The organism is Herbaspirillum lusitanum (assembly GCF_046025995.1).
Taxonomy (GTDB): Bacteria; Pseudomonadota; Gammaproteobacteria; order Burkholderiales; family Burkholderiaceae_D; genus Herbaspirillum; species Herbaspirillum lusitanum_A.
In genome coordinates, this window is record NZ_JAQQFM010000013.1 from 116,191 (window position 1) to 124,745 (window position 8,555).

Here is an 8,555-nt window from a genome sequence, read left to right on the forward strand (position 1 = left end):
TCTAACTTAATAGATAAAATCCATCCTCAAAAGGAAATACCATGTACGACCAATACGCAACCGAAAAACTCATCGACCTCTGGCTGACCGAAGACATCGGCGGCTGCGACCTGACCGCCCAGACCATGATCGAGCCGGATGAACAAGGCCACTTTGTCATGAATGCGCGCGAGAGCCTGATCGTGGCCGGCATCGGCGTCGCTGCCCGCGTCTTCCGCAAGTACGATCCGACGCTGGACGTGCAGGTGCATTTCGCCGACGGCGTGCGGGTGGAGCCGGGCGCGGTGCTGATCACCGTCAAGGGTAATGCGCGCAGCGTGCTGACGGCGGAACGTACTGCGCTCAACCTGGCGCAACGTTTGTCGGGCATCGCCAACGAGACCGCCAAGTATGTCGAAGAAATCCGTGGCACCAAGGCGCAACTGATCGACAGCCGCAAGACCACGCCGGGTCTGCGCATGCTGGAAAAACACGCAGTGCTTTGCGGCGGCGGCCTGAACCACCGTCTGGCGCTGGACAACGGCGTCATGATCAAGGACAACCACATTGCCGTATGCGGCAGCATCAAGGAAGCCGTGATGCGCGTGCGCCGCAAGCTGCCGGTGCTGACCAAGCTGGAAGTGGAGTGCGACCGCGTCGATCAGGTGCGCGAGGCGCTGGCTGCCGGCGTTGATGTGATCATGCTCGACAACATGTCGCTGGAAGACATGCGCGAAGCAGTCGGCATCATCGATGGTCGCGTCAAGGTCGAGGCCTCGGGCGGTATTCGTCTCAGCAACATCCGCCCGGTCGCAGAAACCGGCGTGGATTACATCTCGACCAGCAAGATCACACAGTCGGCGCCTGCTGTCGATATCGGCCTGGACGAAGCATGAGCCAGGCCCGGGCCGCAACCGGCACCTTCTTTCTGGTGGTCGGCCCCAGCGGGGCCGGCAAGGATACCCTGATCGATGGTGCCCGCCGGGCGCTGGCCAGCGCTTCGTATGTGTTCGCCAGGCGCGTCATCACCCGGCCCGCCGGCGCGCCGGGTGAAGATCATGAGGCGGAAACGCCGGAAGGCTTCGCCGCGCGCGAAGCGGCCGGCGAATTCCTCATCACCTGGCAGGCCCACGGCCTGCATTACGGCTTGCCGGCCGAACTGCTGTCGGCGCTGGCCTGCGGCCGGCACGTAGTGGCCAACGGCTCGCGCGCCACGGTAGATGAACTAGGCAAGCGCGTGCCCGGCCTGGTGGTGGTTGAAATCTCGGCGCCGCCCGAAGTGCTGGCGCAGCGTATTGCCGGTCGCGGACGCGAAGACCATGCGCAGATTCTGGCGCGCCTGCAACGGCAGGTCGATCCGATTCCGCCGGGCATTCTGCGTCAGCGCGTGTCCAACGACAGCGACGCCGCTGCCGGCATAGAGCGCTTCCTGAGCGTCTTGCGCGATCCTGTTGCCGTCTGCGTTGCGCATGAAGCGCCGGCCGACACCGGCGAAGAAGCAGTCGCCTTCGCACCGTCTGCGCAATGGCCGGCCGGCACCCGCTTGCGCTTGCGTAGCGCAAGCGGTCGTCTGGTCGATGTTCGCGTGCACGGCTGGGAGGCTCAGGCCAGCACTCAAGATAGAACATGGCAGGAACCGTGGCTGGCCCTGTCGCCCGCGCTGATGCGCAAGCTCGACATGCAGCCGGGCGCCACCGTGCAGGCGCTGCGCATACAGCCGGCGGGCAGCCGCCATTTTTTCACGCGCAAGCTGCGCGGCGATGCGCTCAAATCCCATGAATATCAGGCGATCCTGCAGGACGCCGTCGATGGCCGCTACAACGATACCGAGCTCACCGCCTGGCTGGTCGAAACCACGCGCTCGCTCGACGCGACAGAGACACTGGCGCTGGCCGAGGCACGCTCGCGCATCGCCCGCCGCATCGTATGGGACGAACCCATGGTGGTGGACAAGCACTCTCTGGGGGGGGTGCCGGGCAGCCGCATCACGCCCATCGTCGTGCCCATCGTCGCGGCCTATGGTCTGGCGATGCCCAAGGCCTCATCGGGCGCCATTACCTCCGCCGCCGGCACCGCCGACACCATGGCCTTGCTGGCCGAAGTGGAGCTGAGCCCGGAGGCCGTACAGCGCTGCGTAAAGCAGGCGCGCGCCTGCATTGCCTGGAACGGCAGACTCAACCATTCCGTGATCGACGACGTGATGAACCGCATCACCCGACCCTACGGGCTGGAAACGGCGGCCTGGTCGGTGGCGTCCATCTTGTCCAAGAAGGTGACGGCGGGTGTGACGCATCTGGTGATCGACGTACCTTACGGACCTTACGCCAAACAGGACAGCCTGCAGCAAGCGCAGGCGCTGTGCGCCTTGTTCGAGCAAGTAGGCGCGGGTCTGGGCATTCAGGTCAGGGCGTTGGCGACCGACGGCAGCCGGCCGATTGGGCGCGGCATCGGCCCGGCACTCGAAGTGCGCGACATCAGGCAGGTGCTGGCCTGCGATCCGGATGCGCCGCAGGACTTGCGTGAAAAAGCCTTGCTGTTCGCCGGCCACATCCTGGCGTTCGACCCGGGTGTCGGCGACGCTGAAGCGGGCCGGCGCCTGGCCACAGAACTGCTCGACAGCGGCGCAGCGCGGCGCGCTATGGAGCGCATCATCGAAGTACAGGGGCCGCCACGGCGCCTGGCGCAACCCTCGGCGCTGTCGATGACGGTGGAAGCGCAGCAGGACGGCGTGGTCGGAGAGATCGACGGCTGGGCCATTGCCGGCCTGGCGCGCGATGCCGGCGCACCGGAGTTTCCCGAAGCCGGAGTCGACCTCTTGTGCCGGCCGGGCCAGCCGGTGAGGGCGGGGCAAGCGCTCTATCGCCTGCATCTGGGCAGCGCACGCCACAAAGAACTGGTCTCTGCGCGGATGCGCGCCGGCGCATCGCTGACGGTGCCGGTCATTGCATAAAACAGGAAAGGTGAGGGGACCTTAGCCGCCCCTCACCACTGTTCCATCGCATCTCGCATAGCCAGCCCCGATGATCAAGCGCGGGTTCGCCTCCTGACTTCGCTCCAATCATCGAAAATAAGGCGCAAAAATTATAGATGGCACACCCGCGCTGAAAAAACTGGTCCGACTTGAATACGGATCTTTTCTCAGATCGAACAGCTAGGGGACAGGTCAGCATCTTGCATATACGAAAGTATGTATCGATGCATGACGCCCATCCGGTTATCATTTTCCGTTCGTGATAAATCAATCCGCAACCGCAATGGAGAAAGAATGAAAACGCATGCACCGGCAATGGATCCGGCTCTAAGTGAATTGCTGGAATTGGGACGCATCACTATCCCGCCGGGCGGCAATATCAATATCACCGGCCGCGATCCGGTGTTTCCCACTCCTTTCTTGCTCGGCAAGGCCGCAGCAACGGTGCTGGCGGCGCAAGGGGCTGCCATATCCTCCATCTGGCGCCAGCGCAGCGGCAGGTCGCAAACCGTCACGGTCGATATGGCGGATGCCGCCGTGTCGCTCAAGAGCGTTGTGCATTTGCGTCAACGCGGCTATCCGGTGCCCTATCCCGACGAGGCGTACCCGCTGACCAATTTCTTCCGCTGCCGCGATGGCCGTCACATCTTTATGCATGCCGGCTATCCCCATTTGCGCGATGGCTTGCTGAAATTGCTCAATTGTCCCAATGAGGCGGAATCCATCGCAAAAGCCGTGTCGACCTGGGATTCCGTCGCGCTGGAGGACGCCATCGCCAAAGCCCGATTGTGCGGCGGTATCGCGCGCAGCGAAGAAGAGTGGCTGAATACGCCGCAAGGCCGTCTGCTGGCCAGTCAGCCGGTCATCGAAATTGAACGCATCGGCGATAGCGCACCGGAAGCGATGGGAGCGGCAAGACGACCGCTGGAGGGCATCAGGGTGCTTGACCTCACCCATGTTCTGGCCGGCCCCATGTCCACGCGCACCCTGGCGGAACAGGGGGCGACGGTGCTGCGGGTGCGTCCGCCCGCACACCCAACGATTCCCTCATTCGTGATGGATACCGGCCACGGAAAACTATCCACGCTGCTGGACCTGACCCAGGCACCGGATTGCGATCGTCTGAACGGCCTGCTGAAAAGCGCTGACATTTTTGTCCAGAGTTATCGCCCCGGAACGATTGCGGGACTGGGCTTTTCGGCGGAAGCCGCCGCCCGGCAGCGGCCCGGCATTGTCTATGTGTCGTTCAGTTGCTACGGCGAGAGCGGTCCTTGGGGCGAGCGCGGCGGCTGGGAACAACTGGCCCAATCCGTCACCGGCATGGCGTTTGCCCAGGGCAGTGCGGAAAATCCTACGCTGAGTCCGGTCTATCCCAACGACTATATCACCGGCTATCTCGGCGCCTACGGCGCGCTGGCGGCGCTCTTGATGCGAGCCAAAGAGGGCGGCAGCTACCATGTGCGGGTTTCCTTGTGCCGTAGCGCCATGTGGACCCAGTCATTTGGACGCCTGCCGCCCCATGAATGGAAGTCAGTTCCGGGGCCGTCTTCAGAATTACTGACGCGGCTGGAGAGCACGCGGGAAACCCCTTACGGTATGCTGCGCTTCTTGGGGCCAATTACCTCGTATTCCGAAACAAAACCCTATTGGGAATTTCCTTCGGCGCCGATGGCGGCACATGCGCCTGTATGGCCGGAGAACTCACCGATTATCTACGACGCGCCTGATCCGATTTGATGTTGACATCAAGCCTATGCCGCCATTGCGAAGATCGTTAGCACTATGGCCGCGACAAAATCGCTAACTATCGGCGGCCTGAGAGCCAAGTTGCTGATCGTCGTTTTCATTGCCGTCCTGCCGGCATTGGGAGTGATCCTCTACAACACGGCCTCATCCCGGCAGCTTACCATCAGTGAAGCTGAAAAGTCGGCGCTGGAATGGGTGCACGTGATCAGCAACTACCAGCGCGATCTGGACCGCCAGACCAGAACCATGGTTGAGTTGCTGGCGCGCGACCCGATCGTGTTAGGCACGGACCATGAAGCATGCAACCGGCGCTTCGCCGATTTGCTCTTCAACGCAGTGAACCAGCCGGAAAATTTTTTCAATTTTGTCGCCATTGATGTGAACGGGGATATTTATTGCGCGGCGCGCAAGGGAGAACCCGAGAACATGCACGTCCGCGACCGCGAATATTTCTGGCAAGTCCGAACCATGGAGAAGCCGGTTACCGGCGGCTACGTCTTCGGCAAAATCATAAGAGCCCCGATCGTGCCATTCGCCGGCCCGATTTTCGATGCCCGTCATCAGTTGAGCGGGGTGATGCTGGTGACCGTCAATCTCTCCTGGCTCTCCAAAACGATTGCTCCGCGGCTGCCGAAAGGCGCGATTCTGAGCTTGTACGACAGCAATGGAACGATTCTGGTACATAGCCCCGACCAAAGCGCCATGGTAGGGAAGAAAGACGCGCTGTTCTCCAAATTGCTAACAGGCAACGATGATGGCGTGTTTTCCAGCAGAGACGCGGGCGACGGCATCGAACGCCTGAATGCTTTTGCGCGCATTCCCTACGGCGAACACAATTTCTACGTCGTGGTCAGCATTCCCAGAGGAGAAGCCTACGCCAATGCCGATGCGACATTGACGCGCGGCTTGTTCATCTTGTCGGCAGCCATCTGCGCCATTTTGCTAGCCGCATGGTGGATCGGCAATTCGCTGATCCTGGATTCAATTGACCATTTGATGGCCGCCGTACTCGATATGACCGCCGGTAGATTGTCGGCGCGGGTTTCGCTGCGCCGGCGCGATGAAATCGGTTTGCTGGGGCAGGCCTTCAACAAGATGGGCGGCGTGCTGGAAAACGCAGTGAGCGAGGCGGAACGCCTGAAGAGCGAAGCGGAGGTGCGCTCACACCAGCTGGAACTGGTGAATCAAGCCAAATCACGCTTTCTGGCCGCGGCCAGCCACGATCTGCGCCAGCCCATGCACGCACTGAATTTGTATCTGGGAGCACTGACCTTGCACCAATTGCCGCCGTCCGCATTACCGGTGCTGGCGAACGTGCGTCTGTGCGCTGAAACCATGGATGAAATGTTCCGCGCCTTATTGGATATTTCGCAGCTGGATGCCAGCATTGTGCAGGCGGAAATCAGCATTTTTCCGATTGAACAGCTACTCGAGCGAGTCAGAATGGAGTTTCTGCCGGCAGCCCAGGCCAAGGGGCTGGCGCTGCATGTTGCACCCTGTTCTGCATTCATCAAGAGCGATCCGGTATTGTTGTCGCGCATCTTGAGCAATTTAATGGCCAATGCCGTGCGCTATACCGAGCACGGAAAAATTCTGGTGGGCTGCCGCCGCAAAGGCAATAAGCTGCAACTGGCGGTATATGACACCGGTCCCGGGATCGCGGCGGGACATCAGGCCGAGGTATTCGAAGAGTTTTACCAGGTCGGGAATCCCGAACGCGACAGAAGGCAGGGGCTGGGGCTTGGTCTGGCCATCGTGAAGCGCCTGGCAGTGCTGCTTGATACGCATATCAAGTTGATTTCCAGGCCCGGTCATGGCTCCATGTTCGCACTCGATCTGCCGCTCGTGCATGCTGAAAACCCGGTGCTGGATCACTCAATGCCGGCAGGCAGCAAGGAAGGGCAACTGGCAGGGGCCCTGGTTGCCGTGGTTGATGATGAACCAGTGATTCTGAATGCAACCCGGACACTTCTGGAGCAATGGGGCTGCACTGTGATTGCCGCCACCTCCGGCAGCTCGGCGATTGAACAGCTCAGTCTCTGTTCGCAAGTACCCGATGCATTGCTGTGCGATTACCGTCTGCGCGGCAACGAAACCGGTATTGACGTGATCAATGCAATTCGAAAAGAATACAACGAAAATATTCCCGCGATGTTGATCAGCGGTGATACCGGCCCGCAGCGGGTCAAGGAAATTCAGGCCAGCGGCTTGACCGTGTTGCACAAGCCGGTTCTGGATCACATACTGCAAGCGGCACTGTCAACGCTGGTCAATGGCAAGCGGGAAATTTCCGGCGTCTGAGCGAAGCGGCAGAACATTGCCGCCAAAGTAATGAGGCGTGGCTATTCGACTTCGCTGACTTGATACAGGCCCAGGCGCCGCGCGGCCATGACAGCCTGGGTCCGATTCACCACCTTCAAGGTGCGAAACACGGCCGAGACATGCATCTTCACCGTGATTTCGGCCAGCCCGAGACGCAGACTGATTTCCTTGTTGGATTGTCCATGCGAGAGCAGCACGAGGATTTCTTGCTGGCGCGGCGTCAGTTTGACGGAAGCCTCTTCATCAATGGCAATCTTGCCGTTGGCAGTAATCCACTCCGGCTCGATCAATTCATTATTCAGCAAGCGCCGCATGATATCGGCCATCACCTCGGTTGACACTGCTTTTGACAGCACGGCTTTCGCACCGGCGCGGATGGCCGCCATTGTTTCGCGACGATCCTCCGAGGCCGAGACCACCACAATCAGCGCTGACGGGCACTTGTATTTGAAGGAGGCAATCGCATCCACTCCGCGCAATCCCGGCAGCCCCAGGTCCAGCATGATCACACCGACGTTTTCAGCCTGATCAACCATCCGAAGTCCTTCTTCTGCGGAAGAAGCCGCCAGGGTAGTCGACTCGCTGAGGACGACCTGCATCAGATGGACCAGTGCGCCGCGGTAGAGCGGATGATCTTCAACGATGAGAGTAGTCGTTGTCATAAGTTTGAATTCGGGCTGCGAGGAAAAAGATGACAAACATGAAAGATACACACAATTCTTTTGCGGGGATACATACCTCTGTATAGATGGCAAAGCCGCCTCATGAAGCTATCGTTCTATCACAATTGGAGCAGATCTTTCAGCTGCTTTGGCATTCCGATGGTAACCATGTCGATCACGTACAACCGCAAACATGTATTCCTATGAACAGAATTGAGATACCAGCGAAACTGCGCAACAAACTGGGATCTGAAATGGGTGACGGCATTCATTGGATCGACGTCAAGCTCCATAGTGGCCGCACACTGAAAAATCTGATGGTTCTGGACGGGAAAGAAATCGTTTTCTCTCAATTTAAATCAGGCAGCGACTGCGGATCGTCATTTTCAAGCCACGACATCTTTCTGATTCGACGACAGAGTATTTTTCCTTTTTGGTGGTAATGCAGCTAAGACGATCGAATTGCATCTTCACGACAAAATCTGATCATGAGCAGTAATAAATTCGCTTCAGATAATCCGGCACTTTTACTTCAACGAACGCAATTGGAAGATTCGAATGCGCCCGACGTCAGCGACAACGATATTTAATTTTACATAATGTAAATTATGCGAAATTTCAATTTGATCAATCCTCAGAACTACCGCGTCACCATGTAACTGGAACACTCGCTTAGTTAAGTCAGTTCTGCGCACTTCTTCAGAAACATGATGACGTTCATTGCAAAAGTTGATGACATTAGCGACAAAAGTTGATGACGTAAGGATTTCGCTGTTCAGAAGTTGATGACGTAAAGCTCTGGTGCAGCAGAAGTTTGAATTCTTATAACCCAACTTACGAAGCTTGCGGCCACAAAGTACTCTAGTAAGCTTGGG

The 8,555-nt window shown here is 58.9% G+C and carries 7 protein-coding genes; 5 read left to right on the top strand and 2 right to left on the bottom strand.

The features are described 5' to 3' along the window. Nucleotides 1-41 precede the first annotated feature (41 nt). The 4 genes from nadC (at nt 42) to PQR62_RS23680 (ending at nt 6,997) form a co-directional block, all read left to right on the top strand. Nucleotides 42-875 (top strand): carboxylating nicotinate-nucleotide diphosphorylase, encoded by an 834-nt coding sequence (gene nadC / locus PQR62_RS23665; RefSeq protein ID WP_408160529.1) that lies wholly within the window; start codon nt 42-44, stop codon nt 873-875. Continuing rightward, a complete protein-coding gene (gene phnN / locus PQR62_RS23670; protein ID WP_408160530.1) occupies nt 872-2,929 on the top strand; it encodes a phosphonate metabolism protein/1,5-bisphosphokinase (PRPP-forming) PhnN in 2,058 nt (685 codons plus the stop codon). Before nadC ends, phnN begins: the two co-directional genes overlap by 4 nt. Nucleotides 2,930-3,244: 315 nt before the next feature. After that, complete coding sequence (locus tag PQR62_RS23675; RefSeq protein WP_408160531.1) at nt 3,245-4,687, top strand: CoA transferase; 1,443 nt, start codon at nt 3,245-3,247, stop codon at nt 4,685-4,687. A gap of 45 nt (nt 4,688-4,732) precedes the next feature. Beyond that, nucleotides 4,733-6,997, top strand: a complete 2,265-nt coding sequence (locus PQR62_RS23680) for a hybrid sensor histidine kinase/response regulator (RefSeq protein ID WP_408160532.1) — start codon at nt 4,733-4,735, stop codon at nt 6,995-6,997. Nucleotides 6,998-7,038: 41 nt separating this feature from the next. Here the strand turns inward: PQR62_RS23680 and PQR62_RS23685 are convergent, their stop codons facing one another. Then, a complete protein-coding gene (locus tag PQR62_RS23685; protein WP_408160533.1) occupies nt 7,039-7,716 on the bottom strand; it encodes a LuxR C-terminal-related transcriptional regulator in 678 nt (225 codons plus the stop codon). A gap of 50 nt (nt 7,717-7,766) precedes the next feature. Here PQR62_RS23685 and PQR62_RS23690 point away from each other — a divergent pair, with 50 nt between their 5' ends. Next, nucleotides 7,767-8,123 carry a hypothetical protein gene (locus tag PQR62_RS23690; RefSeq protein WP_408160534.1) on the top strand — a complete coding sequence of 119 codons (357 nt, stop codon included), beginning with the start codon at nt 7,767-7,769 and terminating at the stop codon, nt 8,121-8,123. Between the two features lie 84 nt (nt 8,124-8,207). Here PQR62_RS23690 and PQR62_RS23695 read toward each other — a convergent pair. Next, nucleotides 8,208-8,555, bottom strand: a 348-nt coding sequence (locus PQR62_RS23695) for a hypothetical protein (RefSeq protein WP_408160535.1), incomplete at its 5' end; no start/stop codon positions are given.